The organism is Saccharobesus litoralis, assembly GCF_003063625.1.
GTDB lineage: Bacteria > Pseudomonadota > Gammaproteobacteria > Enterobacterales > Alteromonadaceae > Saccharobesus > Saccharobesus litoralis.
The window spans coordinates 2,149,373-2,163,849 of the sequence record NZ_CP026604.1 but is presented as its reverse complement, the minus strand read 5'-3'; the positions used below and the strand labels follow the sequence as shown (position 1 = coordinate 2,163,849).

General features: G+C 40.4%; 17 protein-coding genes. 8 read left to right on the top strand and 9 right to left on the bottom strand.

Annotated features, from left to right (window positions below):
* The 3 genes from C2869_RS07465 to C2869_RS07455 all read left to right on the top strand — a co-directional run bounded on the left by C2869_RS07465 (position 1) and on the right by C2869_RS07455 (position 2,528).
* Complete coding sequence (locus C2869_RS07465; RefSeq protein WP_108602349.1) at positions 1-903, top strand: BadF/BadG/BcrA/BcrD ATPase family protein; 903 nt, start codon at positions 1-3, stop codon at positions 901-903.
* A gap of 18 nt (positions 904-921) precedes the next feature.
* Entirely contained in the window at positions 922-1,926 is a 1,005-nt protein-coding gene (gene nagB-II / locus C2869_RS07460; protein ID WP_108602348.1) for a glucosamine-6-phosphate deaminase NagB-II, read from the top strand.
* 104 nt (positions 1,927-2,030) lie between these two features.
* Positions 2,031-2,528 carry a hypothetical protein gene (locus C2869_RS07455; protein WP_108602347.1) on the top strand — a complete coding sequence of 166 codons (498 nt, stop codon included), beginning with the start codon at positions 2,031-2,033 and terminating at the stop codon, positions 2,526-2,528.
* 82 nt (positions 2,529-2,610) lie between these two features.
* Here C2869_RS07455 and C2869_RS07450 read toward each other — a convergent pair whose 3' ends face one another.
* Entirely contained in the window at positions 2,611-3,972 is a 1,362-nt protein-coding gene (locus C2869_RS07450) for an ATP-binding protein (protein WP_108602346.1), read from the bottom strand.
* A 370-nt stretch (positions 3,973-4,342) separates the two neighbouring features.
* Between C2869_RS07450 and C2869_RS07445 the strand changes: the two genes are divergently transcribed.
* Positions 4,343-5,269 carry an integrase core domain-containing protein gene (locus C2869_RS07445; RefSeq protein ID WP_108602345.1) on the top strand — a complete coding sequence of 309 codons (927 nt, stop codon included), beginning with the start codon at positions 4,343-4,345 and terminating at the stop codon, positions 5,267-5,269.
* Between the two features lie 203 nt (positions 5,270-5,472).
* Here C2869_RS07445 and C2869_RS07440 read toward each other — a convergent pair whose 3' ends face one another.
* The 4 genes from C2869_RS07440 to C2869_RS07425 form a co-directional block, all read right to left on the bottom strand.
* On the bottom strand, positions 5,473-5,805 hold the full coding sequence (locus C2869_RS07440) for a hypothetical protein (RefSeq protein ID WP_108602344.1): 333 nt from the start codon (positions 5,803-5,805) through the stop codon (positions 5,473-5,475).
* 179 nt (positions 5,806-5,984) lie between these two features.
* On the bottom strand, positions 5,985-6,260 hold the full coding sequence (locus tag C2869_RS07435; RefSeq protein WP_108602343.1) for a type II toxin-antitoxin system RelE family toxin: 276 nt from the start codon (positions 6,258-6,260) through the stop codon (positions 5,985-5,987).
* The gene (gene relB, locus C2869_RS07430; RefSeq protein ID WP_108602342.1) at positions 6,244-6,456 is read right to left on the bottom strand and encodes a type II toxin-antitoxin system RelB family antitoxin; all 213 of its coding nucleotides are present in this window, start codon (positions 6,454-6,456) and stop codon (positions 6,244-6,246) included. The genes C2869_RS07435 and relB overlap by 17 nt, the downstream gene beginning before the upstream one ends.
* Before the next feature lie 72 nt (positions 6,457-6,528).
* The gene (locus C2869_RS07425; protein WP_108602341.1) at positions 6,529-6,801 is read right to left on the bottom strand and encodes a hypothetical protein; all 273 of its coding nucleotides are present in this window, start codon (positions 6,799-6,801) and stop codon (positions 6,529-6,531) included.
* A gap of 96 nt (positions 6,802-6,897) precedes the next feature.
* Between C2869_RS07425 and C2869_RS07420 the strand changes: the two genes are divergently transcribed.
* Entirely contained in the window at positions 6,898-7,815 is a 918-nt protein-coding gene (locus C2869_RS07420; protein WP_108602340.1) for an integrase core domain-containing protein, read from the top strand.
* 353 nt (positions 7,816-8,168) lie between these two features.
* Here C2869_RS07420 and C2869_RS07415 read toward each other — a convergent pair whose 3' ends face one another.
* Entirely contained in the window at positions 8,169-8,654 is a 486-nt protein-coding gene (locus C2869_RS07415; protein ID WP_159084086.1) for a hypothetical protein, read from the bottom strand.
* Between the two features lie 17 nt (positions 8,655-8,671).
* Positions 8,672-9,250 carry a hypothetical protein gene (locus C2869_RS07410; RefSeq protein ID WP_108602338.1) on the bottom strand — a complete coding sequence of 193 codons (579 nt, stop codon included), beginning with the start codon at positions 9,248-9,250 and terminating at the stop codon, positions 8,672-8,674.
* A gap of 185 nt (positions 9,251-9,435) precedes the next feature.
* Between C2869_RS07410 and tnpA the strand changes: the two genes are divergently transcribed.
* From tnpA to tnpC, 3 genes are read left to right on the top strand one after another with little or no spacing between them, the layout of a single operon-like run.
* Entirely contained in the window at positions 9,436-9,735 is a 300-nt protein-coding gene (tnpA, locus tag C2869_RS07405) for an IS66 family insertion sequence element accessory protein TnpA (RefSeq protein ID WP_108602337.1), read from the top strand.
* Complete coding sequence (tnpB, locus tag C2869_RS07400) at positions 9,732-10,067, top strand: IS66 family insertion sequence element accessory protein TnpB (RefSeq protein ID WP_108602336.1); 336 nt, start codon at positions 9,732-9,734, stop codon at positions 10,065-10,067. Before tnpA ends, tnpB begins: the two co-directional genes overlap by 4 nt.
* A gap of 27 nt (positions 10,068-10,094) precedes the next feature.
* Positions 10,095-11,642 carry an IS66 family transposase gene (gene tnpC / locus C2869_RS07395; protein ID WP_108602335.1) on the top strand — a complete coding sequence of 516 codons (1,548 nt, stop codon included), beginning with the start codon at positions 10,095-10,097 and terminating at the stop codon, positions 11,640-11,642.
* Here tnpC and C2869_RS22980 read toward each other — a convergent pair.
* Both C2869_RS22980 and C2869_RS07390 read right to left on the bottom strand, forming a co-directional pair.
* The gene (locus tag C2869_RS22980) at positions 11,631-11,765 is read right to left on the bottom strand and encodes a hypothetical protein (RefSeq protein ID WP_268958811.1); all 135 of its coding nucleotides are present in this window, start codon (positions 11,763-11,765) and stop codon (positions 11,631-11,633) included. The two genes, tnpC and C2869_RS22980, sit on opposite strands and share 12 nt — an antisense overlap.
* A 12-nt stretch (positions 11,766-11,777) precedes the next feature.
* On the bottom strand, positions 11,778-14,453 hold the full coding sequence (locus tag C2869_RS07390; RefSeq protein ID WP_159084085.1) for a LamG domain-containing protein: 2,676 nt from the start codon (positions 14,451-14,453) through the stop codon (positions 11,778-11,780).
* Between the last annotated feature and the right edge of the window lie 24 nt (positions 14,454-14,477).

The following is a 14,477-nucleotide window of genomic DNA, read 5'->3' as shown; positions in this document are numbered from 1 at the left end:
ATGGCAAAACCAAACTACCTAATAGGCGTAGACGGCGGTGGCAGCAAATGTAAAGCCATAGTGTACGATATTGCCAAACAAACTTACCTAAGCACTGGGCTTGCCGGACCCGCTAATATCGCGTTAAATTTACCTAAAGCTAAACAAGCCATTATAGAAGCTTGCAAGTTAGCCATATTTAATTCAGGTTTAAGCCACTTACCGCTCGAACAATTTGCCGTGGGCGCAGGCGTTGCCGGGGCCAATGACCCCAAAGCTAAGCAAGCATTACTTGCTTGGCAACAACCCTTTGCTTCTTTACACGTAACTACCGATTTACATATTGCCTGTTACGGCGCGCACAATAGTCGCTTTGGTGCAGCCATCATATTGGGAACAGGTTCGTGCGGTGTTTCAATAACCGAAAATCAATCTCAAGACGACTTTTTAATGTTAGGCGGCCATGGTTTTAAACTAGGAGATAAAGGTTCTGGTGCTTGGCTGGGTCTGCACGCGGTGCAACATACCTTAGAGGTATTAGATGAGCTAAGCCCCGCCAGTATGTTAAGCCAAGCCGTTATTGAACAATCGGCTCCAGACGCGATGCAAATATATAGTCAATTTGAGGCGGCTAACTCAGCTAAATTTTCCTTATTAGCGCCGTTAGTATTTAGTGCGGCTGATCAAGGTGATGCGCTAGCCACTGCACTATTGCGCGAAGCGGCGTATTATATTAACGCCATGATTAAAAAGTTACTTGCGACTAAACCCGAGGGGTTAACCCTACTCGGTGGGCTAGCGCCTTTATACTTGCCTTGGTTAGACCAGACTCTTGTCGACCAACTATCGCCGGCACAAAACCCTCCGGAATATGGCGCCGTTTTTTACGCGCAACAATGCCAACAAGCAAACCTTAAAGCTTAAGCTTGAGACATAAATATCATGACTGCATCAACTCCCCTATTTGTACAAGAAGCCTTGGAAACACCAGAGCGAATAGCCAATCAACTTGAAGAAAACGATCACACAACAGACAAGCTAGGGTCTCATTTACGTTTAGTTTCGCCTAAATTTATCTATATTGTTGGTCGCGGTTCATCAGATCACGCAGGCTCTTTTGCTAAATATTTGTTTGAAATTGAAACCGGTATTCCTGTGGTTGGCGCGACCCCTTCTGTAACGAGTGCTTATGGAAGTTCAATAAAATTAGACGGCGCCTTAGTATTAATGATTAGCCAGTCTGGACGCAGCCAAGATGTAATTGACCAAGCTAGAATGGCAAAACTCTCAGGTGCCTATGTTGTCGGCTTAGTCAATGACGAAAATTCGCCATTGGCAGAAGAGTGCGATGTATTGTTACCACTAAAAGCCGGTGGCCAGAAAGTGATAGGAGCAACTAAAACAGTGCTCACTACCTTATCAGCATTATTGCAATTAGTGGCTAAATGGACCCACAACAAAGAGCTCAGCTCAGCTTTATACAAATTACCCGACTTAATGGAACAAGCTTGCCAATCAGAGCCGATCATCACCAACGCCATGTTAAACTCAATTGAACATTGTGCTGTACTCGGCAGAGGATTTGGTTATGCCATTGCCAAAGAAATCACCATGAAGTTAATGGGTAATTGCTGCATACACGCAGAACCTTTCAGTTCAGCGGAGTTTGCCCACGGCGCAGTCGGTATGATTGACAAAAAGCTCGGTTTACTCAGTGTCGATTTACGCGACGAAGCCTTTGCTAAACACCAACAACAAATTCAAGAATTTATTGATGCCGGTTTAACCGTTCACAAGCTCAAACAACCCATTTTCAATTGCCCAGAACGCTTAGCCCCTCTTACATTATTACAGCGCTTTTATTTAGATATAGCTAATGTCGCTATTGAACGCGGCATTGATCCAGACCGACCACCAGGTATGCAAAAAATGATCAAAACCTTCTAACGCTAATTTTTACATATGTAACAGTGAGCAGTTATTACCATCGCACTATTGATAGAGAAAATGATAAGCGTTATCATTTAGAAAAAATCAATAGGTAATACATTATGCGAAAATCACTAGTAGCCTTAGCAACGGGCGTATTGTTAACGACAGCCTGTTCGAAAAATGAACCACAAGACCAATGGGCGGAATATAAGAATATTGCTCAATCTGTTTTAAGCCAATCAAAAGACGCTAAATTTGATTCTATCGCTCTAGGATCACAAAAACTCGTTGCACAAGCCAAAATCGTTTTAGGCTTATTTTTACCTCGTCATCCAGAATGTAAAGAATACATAAATGCAGTGTTAGCCGCTGCTGACTTAATGCAAACGCTCGACTTAGATGCCATTGAAGCCGACTATCACGCTGACGGTAAATTACCAGCCATGAAAAACGCCAGTTGCTATCATGCGAAAGATTTATTAGTTCACCCAGCCACAGTTACTGTAATGGCCAAAACTGAACAAGACAGCCCGTTAACACGTAAGCAGATGGCACACGAAATAGAAGAAGTGCTTATGCACTTTGAACAAGTCGCTGAGGCAAGTAGCAAAAACTAGCTAGAAGAATTGTTTTAATTTAGGCCGATGGCTTTTAATACATCGGCCTTTATATAGAGCCGATTTTCCAATCGAGTTAATATCAATTACCATCAAACCTTGGCTTAAACTCTTCCATTACCTGTTCAAGGTTATCAAGTGAGAAACCACGATAGCTAACTTTGTGTTCGCTCAAGTTCATCTTGGCAAGCAGCCCCTGAGCTTTGCCAATCAATTTAGCTTCATCATATTTACTTTGATTGCGCTTAACTTCAGCGATTAACACTATCTTATCGAGCTTGTTAATAGCGACAATATCTATCTCGTCTCTACCCTTGTTATTCCAATAACTTCCAATCTGATTAAACTGGTTGGATTCAGCAAGGATCGCTTTAAATAGCCCTTCTAGTTGCAAACCAGAAAAAGTTGAAAAGTCGCGTTTTATATGAGCTTTGATGTAATCAAAATTATCCATTTCAACCGCGCTAGCGTTTGAATGAATAAACGTGAACCAGAAATTAAGAAACGGATCTTCAATCGAGAAACGGGTATCTCTTGTCGTTTCCTTAGATGATATTGGTTTGTATTTGCTTACAACATTAAAGTTTTTTTCAAGTCGTTCCAAATGAACGTCAATTCCGGCATCCACATAGTTTTTAATGTCTGAACGCGAGGTTTTACCGCGAGCAATTGCATTGAGAATATCAAAGTAATGTGCATGCTCAGCGCCAAAATCTTCCACTAATCGATGTAAACCCTCTTTCATAAATGGCGAAGAGCTCGAAATAACATAATCAAACACAGAATCATTTTGCGTAGAATACGATAACCACTCTAAGTACTTAGGAATACCTCCAGACAAACACCACCATTCAAGCATTCTCTCGGCTGAGAACACACCAACATCCTGCATAATGGCTTTGATTATTGAAGGCTTTAACGGTTTTATATGAAAAAACCTGTCATCTCGATTCATCAATGGCTCATCTTTTTCCTTAAAGATCTTAGTCATCATGTTGTACATACTACCGCAGCACACTAAGTGCATCATGGATTCAGCCTTGTATGAACCCCATAGGTTTTGTAAATCAGAAAACAGAGAGTCATTAACACGTTGGATGTCTTGAAATTCATCAATAATCACGGTGAGCGGTCTTTGTGTTGAATAATCCAAGAGATACTCAAATACATCTCGCAGGGTGTCAGGTTTAAAAAACTTTGCTCCAAGTTCGGTAACAATCAGGTCAGCAAACTCTTTTACCAACATACTTTCGCTTTTGCGACTAATAAATAAGTATAAAGTGCGCTGCTGATTATCGCGAAACAAAGCTTCTTTAAGTAATCTTGTTTTACCTACGCGGCGTTTACCAACAAGTACACTGAGCTGACCATTTGTTGATTCAATATTGGCTGACACACTCGTCAATTGCGTTAATTCTGACTGTCTGTTGTAGAATTTCTTCATTTAGACACCGAGCATTGAAAATTTAGTAAAAATACTAACACAATAAAAAAACAAACTAAAATGAGTTAAGCTAATTTAAATTAGCTTAACTCATTTTAGTTTATATGAAGGCCGAGCTTAATAATCTCCTCAATTGACAATTGATTGTGTTTTATAGAATTCAGCAGCAGGAACTCAGCAGCTAACCCATACAGTCCTTAGCATTCCAAATATCTAAGCCTTAGGTGTAACTGTAATTGACCGTAAAAAGTTAGATAGCGAGATCAAATCGCCATTCCTATGTGAACTCATTAATGAGCGTGTTTGGATTATTTCATAATAAACAATTTAACATAAGGGGATTTCAAGCGGGTAATAACTAAGGAAGTAAATGAACAAAGGACGATGGCTGCACTATTTAGCATTAATCTGGAATATATTATTCAGGCGAATTAAAGGTGTCTGGTTTTATAAAATACGTGCTGTTCAGCGAAAAGCGGATTTTCGGACTCACAAAAATATCAAAACAACACCTCCTGAATCTCAACCTAAAAACCAGAAAAAGCCACAATGGGTGATTGATAAAATTATTTACCTAAAAGCGCATTTGCCCAATGTGGGTTGTGGCACGATTGCTTTAACCTTTAATCGGCTTTATCAACATCAAGGCCAAACGGTCAGTAAAACCTTTGTTTATGAAAAGTTAAAAGCCAATCAATATGCTGTGGCAGTGAAACGCAGAGCAATAAAACGAAAAAAGCCCAAACCTATTACGGTCAACCATACATGGGGGTTGGATTTAACGTGTGTCACGCTAAACAAACAACAACACCTAGTATTGGGTATTATCGACCATGGCTCGCGCGCTTTATTGAAGCTACAAAATCTCAATAATAAAAGTGCGTTAACGTTACTGCGTGCATTAGTTCAAACCTTTAAGCAATTCGGCATACCAAAAGCGATCCGCACCGATAACGAGGCTTGCTTTAATGCCAAGTTTTTGAAAAAAGCGTTTTGGATACTAGGCATTAAGCCACAAACCACCAATATCGCTAGCCCTTGGCAAAATGGCCGAATTGAGCGTTGTTTTGGTTCGTTTAAGCAATTGTGGCGGCAGGTTGATTTTGCGCCTTGTTGTGACTTACAAACTGAGCTTTCGCGCTATCAAACTTGGTATAACCATGTCAGGCCACATAGCCAACTCAACGGCCTAACACCGATAGAAGCTTTTTCTAACAAACCACACAATCAAAAAAGCCCACCGGTTTGGGTTTCAGATTGGGATGGCGTACTAAGCGGCTTTTATTTTCCGGATTAGCTGTGTTGTAAGGTTAGAAAATGAGGAATAGTAATTTTACAAATTGAATAAATGCCGTTCGTAGTTTACGAGGTATAGGCATGCTTGGGTTTTTAAATTTGTTTGAATTTCGAACAATGTGGTTTGTTTATTTGTGGGTTTACTGAGAAATTTGCGAATTATGTTAGGCGTTTGAGGGTAATTTAGGCTGATTGATTTATAAATCAGCCTGATTTTTGAGCAGGTAATTGTGTGAACGATGCGAACGGGACATCTAGCACTTCATCATAAACCGGCACTTTAAAGGGTACATAGTGTTTAGGGCGATATTGTAATGGCCCATCGGGACTGGCACCTAAATCACCAAATGTCGGATTCTCGTGTTGCGGTTTAGCCGATATTTGTAGGTAGAAGGTTTCACTGTATTCATGGTCAGTGGGGATTTGTACGTTTTCAATACGCTTACCCGGAGTAATATCAAAATGCCCAACTTCGGTTAGCTCCATGCCACTGTCGGTGACTTTAACTAAACGCCCGGTGAATCCGTAATCAGCCAAGCCCGGTGGTAACGGTGTACCATCTTGGTTTAGCCATTCAACTTCAATGGTGACTAAGGTGTCGGTATTCGCCGCAGAGCCTTCAAAGGCAATGGTGTGCTCATTAGGTCTATCACTTTCGCCAAGGTTGTGTTCGGTATTATATTTACGCTCAGTGAAGCTTGGCGTTTGATACTTACTTAAATATCTAACCTGTATACATTTTTTCTATGGCTAGTCCTCAATACAACAACCACTAATCTATCGTCCTCTATTTTGCAAATGATGCGATAGTCTTTAACTCTATAACGCCACAAGCCGATCTTGTCTCCTACCAAGGATTTGCCAAATTGCCTTGGTGAATCGGCTGTCGATATTCGTGTTTTAAGATATTTAACAATGTCTTTTTGCGTTTGTTTGTCTAATTTTTTTAAGTCTTTTAGGGCGTGGTCATCCCATTCAATCTTCCAAGCCAAGTTGCTGCTCCACTTCTTCTTGTGTCCAGCGTTTTCCTGGTTTTTCTAATCTATCTAGGGCAATATACACATCTTCCATTTCATCCAAATATCTTAATATAGCTTCTTTGGCATAGTAAGTTTTGGTACGCCCAGTTGTTTGCGCCAAATTAGATAATCGATCTTCTATTTCTACAGGTAGACGTAACGATAACATTTTAAACCTCATGATTTACTTGTCATACATGTAATTCTACGCTCTTTTAATTAAATGGCAATTATCTACTTTTTAATCTTCTTCATTCTCTAACATTTGCAGTAATTCAGCGAACTTTGCTAAGGTTTGATATTCCTTTTCAAGTTGGTAATTTTTAACATAGAAACCCATCATCAATTTTTTCTGCCCAATTAGGTTGCCTGACTCAGACAAAATCAGTGAGCGCCCCACCACAAAACCAAATTGTACATGCCAAATATCGAAACCGCCAGCAGCAAGGCTGAGTTTGGTAAAAAGTAAATTAGATAGGGTGATCAAACCGATCAAAAAAATAAGTCGAGCCATTCCTTTGTGAACTCATCAATGAGCGTGTTTGGATTATTTCATAACAAACGTTTTATTATAAGGGGATTTTAAAACAAAAACTAACTAAGGAAGGAAATGTTCAAAGGAAGATGGCTGCGCTATTTGGCATTAATCTGGAAAGTTTTATTCAAACAAATTAAAGATGTCTGGTTTCCTAAAACACATCATCGAAGAACGGCAACGCTTACTCACAATAAACTCAAAGAAGTCATATTGCCCTACCCTAAAAACCAGAAAAAGCCGCAGTGGGTGATTGATAAAGTGATTTATCTTAAAGCGCATTTACCCAATGTCGGTTGTGGCACGATTGCTTTAACCTTTAATCGGCTTTATCAACATCAAGGCCACACGGTTAGTAAAACCTTTGTTTATGAAAAGCTAAAGGCTAATCAATACGCTGTGGCTGTGAAACGCAGAAATATTAAACATAGAAAGCCAAAGCCTGTCGCAGTCAACCAAACATGGGGGATGGATTTAACCTTTGTCACGCTAAACAAAAAACAACATTTAGTGTTAGGCATTATCGATCATGGCTCACGCGCTTTACTGAAGCTACAAAATATCAATAATAAAAGTGCACTAACATTACTGCGTACTTTAGTTCAAATCTTTAAACAATTTGGCGTACCAAAAGCGATCCGCACCGATAACGAGGCTTGCTTTACAGCCAAGTTTTTGAAAAAAGCATATTGGTTATTAGGCATTAAACCACAAACAACCAATATCGCCAGCCCTTGGCAAAATGGCCGTATTGAGCGCTGTTTTGGTTCGTTTAAGCAATTGTGGCGGCAGGTTGATTTTACGCCTTGTTGTAACTTACAAACTGAGCTTTTACGCTATCAAATTTGGTATAACCATATTAGGCCGCATAGCCAACTTAACGGTCAAACACCGATGGAAACCTTTACCAATAAACCACACAATCATAAAAACCAACCGGTTTGGGTATCAGATTGGGATGGCGTTTTAAGCGGCTTTTATTTTCCGGATTAGCTGTTTTTAGATTTTTTAGGAAAGTTCGCTCTTTTTAAAATTTGAATAAATGTCGTTCGTAGTTTGCGAGGCTGAGGCATGCTTGGGTTTTGAGATTCATTTAAATTTCAAACAAACTGGTTTATTTATTTGTGGATTTACTGAGAGATTTGCAAATTTTGATCGGGATTTGAGGGTAATTTAGGCTGGTTTATTTTTTAAAACAGCCTAATTTTTGAGCTAATAGTTGTCCGAACGATGCGAACGGGACAACAGTTGCAGGAATAAGAAGTCTTCGCGTCCGCCGACCTCTAATACCAGTTGTTGGCCATACTTTGTGGCATTATAGAGCTACCTACTGCCGAATTTTTGAATTAATTACCCTCACAGCTGTCAATTATCTGTTCATAGATCTCATCTAGAGATTTAAAACTCGCTTTTTCAAAGCCTTTTTTCCATTGTTGATACATGGGGAGAAAATAAGCATCTGGACCTAACTCCTGTGCTTTTTTCAATGTCGGAGTTAATTCGTCTTCCCCCTCACACTCAGAAAGATAGTCAAACAGCCCAAACTCAATTTGACAAGTTGTTTGTTCCTCACCTTCAATTGACGTTAGTTCTAACCAAGGGTCTTCGTCACCCGTTACCGCAATTCGTACAGAAGTAATGCCAAGTTCTTTTAAATCACGACATACATCTTCAATATAAATTTCATAATCTGAACCTGACATAAAACCAAAGCTAACAATACCAGCCTTTATGTTTCTTTTTTCCCACTCAGTGTTTACCGAAAGTATTTGTTTGATAGCATCAATAGATTGTTCTGTTCTTGTGTAAAAACTCAAGTAATGTTCCATCATTGTGTCCTTTAATTTTATTATTTGCTCAAAGCAGCTTTGCAGTCAGCAAAGTGTTTCCTAAATTCTGGGTTTATTGAATCATCTTCAGCAATAGCAAATATCTTATCCGCTAGCTCGACTTGCAGTGGTGTAAACTTATCTGGTTTTGCTTGCACTGCTAGCATAGCTTCGATCATCCATTCATAGACTTCATCTTCTTTAAAGCCATAATTTATGCAATCACACCAGTAAGGTAGCCACCACTTCATATAAAAACTAGAACTAGGAGGTTGGTCACGCTCAAAAAAATCTAGTAAAACATACGCTAAACCTGAGCACTTTTTTTCAGCCCAAGCTTGTAATTCCTGTGCACTTTTAAACTCATTGGGTTCGACTCTTTGGGGATAAAAAAGTTTAAATAGCTCATGCTCAATTTCTCCGCCCCCCAACATAGTGCCGTTACTGAATTGGTTTTTTTGACTTCGCCAGTCATCCATTCTTTCTTTATAATATCTTTTTGCATCAGCCCAATGCCCATCTCCCCACCTAGGATGTGGTGAATATTTTTTTTTGATTTTCAGTAAATTGTCGATCGATTGATCTTGTGTAAGTAGCATCTCAATTAATGGAGCTCCATGAAAAGAATCTACCGGGTGCTCTGCATCTTCTTCCCCTGTTAAGTAAAATTGCTCTAGATATTTATAATGATAGCGGTTATTACGTAACCGATCAATTTAAGCCGTCTTTAAAGCGATCCCAACTCGCGTAAACTGTTTGCCAACTTAATCAATGAGAAACGAAGATGGGAAAACAACGTACAATTGAAGACTGGCAATTAATATTTAGTCAATTCCACGCCAGCGGATTAACCGTCACTCAATTTTGCAAACAACACAAGCTGACAATTTCCAACTTTTACAAATGGCGAAAGCGGATCGAGCCATTACCTGCGACGAATAGCGAGAACGATATTGAGTTTTCAGCGTCAACTGACCATTGGCAAGCTATATCAGTCAATCATCATTCAACAGATACCAAACAATGGAATATTGAATTAACCCTTCCTGGTGGCGTAGTGCTGAATATGCGAGCCACCTCTTGATTAACTTGCATTGTGACTTACCCATTTGGCTCTACAACCAACCCGTTGATATGCGTAAACAATTTGATGGGTTAGCCGCGTTAGCGCAAACCAAGGTAGGCAGACGTGCCAACAGCGGTGAGCTGTTTGTATTCGTCAATCGAAAGCGTACCCACATTAAATTACTCTATTATCAGCAAGGTGGTTATTGTTTATGGGCAAAGCGATTGGAGCGAGGTACCTTTCATACCGTCAAAGGTGATGAGCCAAATGTTCAACTGGATTGGCCACAATTACAATGCTTGATTGGCGGAATAAAATGGCAAGAAAAACCAAGGAATACGCGACTTTAAAGGGGGATTTTAGTATAATTACGCCCCATGAAAACAAGTCAAATCAGTCACTTAAACACTGTTGAAAAAGATGAGGTTATTACTCAATTAGTTGAGCATAACGCCCACCTTCAGCAACAACTCGACTGGTTTAAACGTCAGCTGTTTGGTCAAAAGTCTGAAAAGCAATTAGTCGACAACCCACATCAATCCACCTTATTTGTGGGAGATGCACCAGAAGGCCTGAAACCCGAGGCCACTGACGTTAAAGCGCATAAGCGCAAGTCTCATACCCAGCGTACCGGTGATGAAGTCAATGACTCTGGGTTACGCTTCGATGACACTGTCCCTCAAAAAGTGATTGAGCTATCGGCACCAGAGTTACAAGGTGACGATGCAGAACAGTATGAAATTATAGGCTTTAAGGACACCACGCGTTTAGCGCAACAGCCTGGTAGTTATACGGTACTCATTTACCGTCGCCCTGTTGTTCGCCATAAAGCCAATCAAACCGTGAATACACCAGCAGCGCCGACTAATGTCTTAGACGGCTGTTATGCTGATGTTTCCTTGCTAGCTGGTTTACTGGTTGATAAAGCGGTTTACCATTTACCCCTGTATCGCCAACATCAACGTATGCTAGATGCGGGAGTACAAGTGAGTCGAGCCAGTTTGATTAACTGGGTACAAAAAGCCATCGACTTACTCACACCTATTGCCCAAGCCATGAAGCAACACATTCTGCAAAGCAATGTATTGGCGATGGATGAAGTGCCGATAAAAGCGGGACGAAAAAGCAAAGGCAAAATGAAACAAACCTACTTCTGGCCCATTTATGGTGAACAAGATGAGGTGGCGTTTACTTGGTCGATAAGTCGAGGAAAACAGCATGCGATTGAACAGCTTGATGGCTTTAATGGCACCTTGCTGACAGATGGCTATCAGGCTTACACTAAAACCGTACTTCAGTTAAATGAACAAGACCAAACTGTTATGCATGCCGCCTGTTGGGCGCATACTCGGCGAGCCTTTGATAAAGCATTGAAAACAGAGCCTGATGAGGTACAACAAGCGTTAGCCTATATTGGCGCACTGTATAAAATTGAAGAAGGCTTACGCCAAAAACAAGCTTGTGCTGAGCAAATACAAGAAACACGCACTAAAGATAGTGAACCCGTTGTTAGCGCCTTCTTTAACTGGGTTTACCAACAACGCCAACGGCCAGAATTACTGCCTAGCAATCCATTAAGTAAAGCTCTCAATTATGCGGCTGAACGTGAAACAGAGCTGAAGGTATTTCTGGCGAACCCCAATGTTCCTTTGGATACCAATCATCTTGAACGTGCATTGCGTGTTATTCCAATGGGGCGGAAAAATTATCTATTCTGTTGGAGTGAAATCGGTGCCAAGCAATTAGGTTACTTACAAAGCTTGATGGTGACTTGTCGCTTACAAGGCGTTAACCCTTACCATTACTTAGTTGATGTATTACAACGCGTCAGCTTGCACCCTGCCAAAGATGTTATCGATCTAACCCCTCGTGTGTGGAAAGAGAAATTCAAAGATCATTTTATAACGTCAGATCTAGCTGAATAGGGAAGATCTAACTGCTGATTGATCGGTTACGTTATTACTGCCGATCTTGTCTATTAATTTAGCAAATTCTTTCCAGCGTTTTTTACGCTCTTGTATCTCGTCAGTATTTATAGTTTGATTCATTTTATAGCTCTTCTAAAATTGGTCACTTTTATCAATCAACTCATCTATTAGATCATCATTAACGTTGGCAAGCAGTACACCTTTTGCCGTGCCCAAAAGCCACGTTTTAACATTATGAGGTTTTAGCTTTTTACGCGCGTCCTTCTGTGTGAACTTGGTACGATTTTCTTTTCCGTCTTTATAACCCAAGCTAGCATGCTGGATACCCTCTTTGGATTTGGGTAATTTTCTTACCCACTCTGCCACACTATCTAGCTCTTTACTTGAATAACCCCGTATTGCCCGGCGTTTAAAATCCTGAAAATACCATTCAAAGTTTGTAGCAACAGCAACTCCTTCTTCTTCAACCCCTTTTAACTCATTATCGGTTGTTCCCACGCGATCAAAGAAAAATTCTCGATGGTTACTGTAAGTACTTTTATTAATATTCCATTGCTTCCAATACGATTCAAAGGTCGTTTTATTGGATTGATATTTATAAGATTTTAGCTCCAACCACACGTTATTCGTGTCGACAACACTAGTATTTTTCCCAGCCAGAACAATATCAACTTTTCGAGTAAACGTCTCACCCAAAGGTATTGCTCTACGATTATACTTGAACAATTTAATTGGTCTTGGCGCTTCAATTGCAACAACTCTATCTTCAGGTAGTCCACTGATTTCGTATTGTAAATGGCGAGCCGCTAACATGGCAATCTGAAACAAATAACCTGATTCCCGATATGCAGACACATATTCTTTGTCATCTTGCACCAATGATGGTGTAAAAGCTCTGGCATATAATTTTGGTAATTCTTCTCTCACTCTAAGCTCTAAAGGCTTACAAATCGGATCTTGATTAGAACATGTGTCAACATTTCTCGTTTCCAAGTAGGTTAAAATAGCCATAATCGACAAAGGTGACATGCGCAAATTTCGTGATCTGCTAAGAATTTTCTGCGCTCCTTGTCGACCAGCAGAAAGCACTCCCGTTAGAGTAACTGGAGAGTGTGCAATTTTACGTACACTCGGCCAATCCGTTTTCTTGATACCCTCTGTAACTCCTTTTATAGAAGATACTAATTTTTTACCATCGACTTCTACCAAGCCATTTTTGCTGAGTTGCTTAGCGGCTAATCGCAATGACTTTGTCAATTTACTTGTATTGACTAATTTACCTTTATTGCTTTTACCTTTAGACGCGTATGCTACCTGCACGAATGGGAAAGCGTAGAAGTTATCGACTTTTTCTAGCTGCCTATTTAATACTACAGGCGGCGGTTCATCTCCTTCCCAACCATCTGTAGGTAAACCTAAATACTCAGCCCAAACAAATATATCTTCATCACTTTGCACCGATTTAATTAGAATGTTTAGCGCTTGGCGCGACTCTTCATTACTGAGCATATCACCAACAATAATGACCATGGGTAATATATTAAGGAGAGTATCAAGATCTCCCTTCATCAGCTTTTTACCGATTTTACCTATTACCCCGGCCAATGATTTAACAAACTTAGGGTTTATTCCTTTAGCCGTTTTCATAAACCCTCGTAAGGACTTAATAACAGGAGAGAATACTTTAGCAGCTGGAAATACGGTCAATACCCCCAAGGTATCTAGCGTCAATTGCATTGAATCAAACTGCTCATCACCCGTAGCTAGGTAATACACTTGCTTAAACATCGAGATAGTTTCTTCATACGGAATTAAGAAACCGATAGCACCCACTACGATGTCATAAGCATTATCCACTACCCAATCGACCACCCAATTAGCATGGGCTTGGCTAATAAATGGGATTTGAGGTACGTATGGATTGCTATTGTATTGGTTATCAAAGTAGGCATACTCTGGCGCGTTCTCAAAAATACGCGTTGCTATCATTTGAGTGCCCACAGCTTCGTAATGGGCAAGGCTCATTACCCCAACAAACCCTTGGTATTGGTTTTGATTAAAACCTACGCGAACCAAGCTTATTTGACTGCCTGCTTGCTGGTGCAGTTGCCCTGAACTCACTAAGGTGACACTTTGGGTATCATCTTGTATGTAGGTTAAGGTTTTGCTGTAACTGCCATCAGCAAACGCAACAAGAGGCTGACTGCGCCAATCATAGATTTTTACTCGGCTTAAGTGGCCTGTAAAATTCTCTCCAATAACAACGCCTTTGGTGGTCACTGAGTAATTAAGGTCGCTACCATCTGTGCTTTGTTCATAGGTAGTGTCGTTAACCTGCAAGGTCAATTTACCTTGATAGTAACGAGCAGCTACTTTATACCAAGCGTCATGACTAAGGGGAGCTGACTTAACAAGGTGTTTGCCTGTGTTGTTGTGTACCGAGAATTCCAGTTCGAAAGCATCATTCAACTTTAAGGTTTGTGTACCCCCTGCAATATCGACGAGCATTCCGCCTTTTTGGATAAAGGTATCATCCGAATCTTCATCTTTTAGCAATCCCGGCCGCATATCTAAACGAATACCTAGGCCATTTTCTGGACGAAGTTGGCTTTGATTAACAACAGATAAACTAGAAGGCAGGTAAATCTTTTCACCTGTGTCTTTATCTTCAGATTTTAGGTGTGCATTACGATTAAAGTAGAGGCTTTTGCCTACACCATTAGGATGTAGACGCGTATGCTCCGCATAGTTTATCAGTGCTGGGTGTAGGTTGTTATGCTCCAACGCATACTTTTTATCTCGATCCACTTCATGCATCCCCCAACTTGCAAT

Coding starts and splice junctions, on each gene's coding strand:
- tnpA (WP_108602337.1), top strand. CDS start 9,436: ATGGGAAAACAACGTACAATTGAAGACTGGCAATTAATATTTAGTCAA.
- C2869_RS07425 (WP_108602341.1), bottom strand. CDS start 6,801: ATGGCTCGACTTATTTTTTTGATCGGTTTGATCACCCTATCTAATTTA.
- C2869_RS07415 (WP_159084086.1), bottom strand. CDS start 8,654: ATGATGGAACATTACTTGAGTTTTTACACAAGAACAGAACAATCTATT.
- relB (WP_108602342.1), bottom strand. CDS start 6,456: ATGTTATCGTTACGTCTACCTGTAGAAATAGAAGATCGATTATCTAAT.
- C2869_RS07465 (WP_108602349.1), top strand. CDS start 1: ATGGCAAAACCAAACTACCTAATAGGCGTAGACGGCGGTGGCAGCAAA.
- C2869_RS07410 (WP_108602338.1), bottom strand. CDS start 9,250: ATGCTACTTACACAAGATCAATCGATCGACAATTTACTGAAAATCAAA.
- nagB-II (WP_108602348.1), top strand. CDS start 922: ATGACTGCATCAACTCCCCTATTTGTACAAGAAGCCTTGGAAACACCA.
- C2869_RS22980 (WP_268958811.1), bottom strand. CDS start 11,765: ATGAATCAAACTATAAATACTGACGAGATACAAGAGCGTAAAAAACGC.
- C2869_RS07450 (WP_108602346.1), bottom strand. CDS start 3,972: ATGAAGAAATTCTACAACAGACAGTCAGAATTAACGCAATTGACGAGT.
- C2869_RS07455 (WP_108602347.1), top strand. CDS start 2,031: ATGCGAAAATCACTAGTAGCCTTAGCAACGGGCGTATTGTTAACGACA.
- C2869_RS07420 (WP_108602340.1), top strand. CDS start 6,898: ATGTTCAAAGGAAGATGGCTGCGCTATTTGGCATTAATCTGGAAAGTT.
- tnpC (WP_108602335.1), top strand. CDS start 10,095: ATGAAAACAAGTCAAATCAGTCACTTAAACACTGTTGAAAAAGATGAG.
- C2869_RS07445 (WP_108602345.1), top strand. CDS start 4,343: ATGAACAAAGGACGATGGCTGCACTATTTAGCATTAATCTGGAATATA.